1 protein-coding gene and 1 pseudogene are annotated in these 2,793 nt (G+C 59.2%); both read left to right on the top strand.

Annotation, left to right across the window (positions count from 1 at the left end; genetic code table 11):
* Window positions 1-76: 76 nt before the first annotated feature.
* Window positions 77-169: pseudogene (locus tag ACWGTO_RS33035) on the top strand (IS6 family transposase); the annotation flags it as partial.
* 256 nt (window positions 170-425) lie between these two features.
* Window positions 426-2,252 carry a glutamine--fructose-6-phosphate transaminase (isomerizing) gene (gene glmS / locus ACWGTO_RS33030; RefSeq protein ID WP_454578890.1) on the top strand — a complete coding sequence of 609 codons (1,827 nt, stop codon included), beginning with the start codon at window positions 426-428 and terminating at the stop codon, window positions 2,250-2,252.
* Window positions 2,253-2,793 lie beyond the last annotated feature (541 nt).

Here is a 2,793-nt window from a genome sequence, read left to right as displayed (position 1 = left end):
CCCGGTAGGTGGACGGTAGTCGATCCATCCGTGCAGGGGAATGCGGATTGGCGCGCCGGGCCTATTCATGCCTGATAACAATCGCATTGAGCAGGATCATCGACGGATCAAGTGCCGCATCAGTTCCATGTTTGGCTTCAAGGCGAAGGCGACCGCCGAAATTATCCTGTCAACGAGAGTTTGAGATCCGTTGTACTGGCATCCATGGCGCGAATGGGTCTGATCCAAAGAATCAACTTCAGCAATCTGTTGAGTAGCATTAGACATCGCTGATCTACTGAATCAGGTGTATCGCGGTCGATCGATGAAAGCAGCTGATGCGCACCGAAGAAATCATCGCCTGTTCGATGTGATCTGCGCGCGGCGAGCTCAGGTGTGGAATTTGCTAACGCCGCGATCGGAGTGGAAAGGAGCGCGAAGAGAGTATGTGCGGGATTGTCGGCATCGTCGGGCAGCAGCCGGTCGCAGAACGGCTGGTCAATGCGTTGAAACGTCTGGAGTATCGGGGCTACGATTCGGCGGGTGTCGCGACCATCGAGGGTGGAGCGCTCCATCGGCGGCGCGCCGAGGGCAAGCTCGTCAATCTCGAGGCAAGGCTGAAGGAACAGCCTCTTACCGGCACTATCGGGATCGGCCATACGCGCTGGGCGACCCATGGCGCGCCAACGGAACGCAATGCCCACCCACATTTCACCGGCGGCGTTGCAGTGGTGCACAATGGCATCATCGAAAATTTTGCTGAGTTGAAGGACGAACTGGCCGTTGGCGGCGCCGAGTTCCAGACAGAGACCGACACGGAGGTCGTCGCGCATCTGCTGGCGATACTTCGCCGGGATGGGATGGGACCGAGCGAAGCGATGTACGCGATGCTGAAGCGGCTGAGGGGTTCCTATGCTGTCGCTATTCTCTTCGAAGATGATCCGTCGACTATCATGGCAGCCCGCAACGGTCCGCCTCTGGCGATCGGCCATGGCAATGGCGAGATGTTCCTCGGCTCTGATGCCATCGCTCTGGCCCCTTTCAGCAATGAAATCACCTATCTGATTGACGGCGATTGGGCGGTGATAGGCAAGTCGGGCGTCCATATCTTCGACATGGATGGCAACGTCGTCACCCGGCCGCGCCAGGTCTCGGTGGCGAGGGCCTATCTGGTCGACAAGGGCAATCATCGCCATTTCATGGAGAAGGAGATCTACGAGCAGCCGGCTGCCGTAGCCCAGGCTCTCGGCCACTACGTCAACTTCATTGACGACCGCGTCGCGCCCGTTTCCGGCGCGATCGATTTCGCCAAGGTGCCGAGCCTTGTCATCTCCGCCTGTGGCACGGCCTATCTGGCGGGCCTGATCGGCAAATATTGGTTCGAACGCTATGCGCGCCTGCCGGTGGAAATCGACGTCGCGTCGGAGTTCCGCTACCGCGAGATCCCACTGTCGCCTCAGTCGGCAGCACTCTTCATCTCGCAATCGGGCGAGACCGCCGACACGCTGGCATCGCTCCGCTATTGCAAGGAGCATGGCCTGAAGATCGGCGCCGTAGTCAATACCCGCGAGTCGACGATTGCTCGGGAATCCGATGCAGTCTTTCCGATCCTAGCGGGCCCGGAGATCGCTGTCGCTTCCACGAAGGTTTTCACCTGCCAGCTTGCCGTTCTTGCCGCGCTTGCGATCAGTGCCGGCAAGGCGCGCGGCACCATCAGCGACGATCAGGAGCAGGCGCTCGTCAAGAGCTTGGCCGAGATGCCCCGCACCATGGGCCAGGTGCTGAACAGCCTCCAGCCGATCATCGAACTCCTGTCCCGGGAGCTGTCGAAATGCCGCGACGTGCTCTTTCTCGGCCGCGGCACCAGTTTCCCGCTGGCTATGGAAGGCGCACTGAAGCTCAAGGAGATTTCCTATATCCACGCGGAGGGCTATGCCGCGGGCGAGCTGAAGCACGGCCCGATCGCGCTGATCGACGAAAACATGCGCGTCATCGTCATCGCGCCCCATGACCGCTTCTTCGAAAAGACCGTCTCCAACATGCAGGAAGTGGCCGCACGCGGCGGCCGCATCATCCTGATTACGGACGAAAGAGGTGTGGCCGTATCAAAACTCGACACGATGCACACCATCGTGCTTCCCAACGTCGACGAGATCATTGCACCGATGATCTTCTCCTTGCCGGTTCAACTCCTTGCCTATCACACGGCCGTCTTCATGGGGACGGACGTTGATCAGCCGCGCAATCTGGCAAAATCGGTCACTGTCGAATGATCGTCAGGCCGGTAACGGGACGAAATCGTGACTCTTGTCGGCTGTGACCGCGGCCGCGTTGCGATCTGAAATATCCTCCGATGGTCACCGATCTGGAAGACCTGCAGGAATGGGTAGTCCGGGTCCTTAACGCCTGGAACTGATGGAATCGTCGCAGCAACCACATGGAGAGGTTTAGATTACTGCAATTGCTCCGAGAAAGACGGGGGCGGCGGACGAAATACACGACAAGGAGAGCGCAGAGGAGCAGCCAGACCGTGGCCACGCCGCGGCTGCTGCGGAAGACACAGAGGAGGAGTGGTCTGATAGCGATGCAAGTCCGGAAGACTTGGCTGACCCTATTGTTCAGGCTCAACCCGATCATCGGCCGCTCGCCGCCGACCCTCAAACGGTCGGCCTCCTGTCCTCCATACGGATTGCAGCGTGGGTCATTGCCGGCCTCTTACTATTGATACTGATCAACTTGCGGCTATAGCTCTTAGGTAAGCGCTATTTTCCCTGCACGTTGACGGCCCTTGCAACAACGGATCGCTTTCAGACG

The sequence above is a fragment of the Mesorhizobium sp. PL10 genome (assembly GCF_053714315.1).
Note: the sequence above shows the minus strand (reverse complement) of the source record. Positions and strands in the feature narration are given on the sequence as shown.

Excerpts from the sequence above, each read along its gene's own strand:
- glmS (WP_454578890.1), top strand. The coding sequence starts at position 426 with ATGTGCGGGATTGTCGGCATCGTCGGGCAGCAGCCGGTCGCAGAACGG.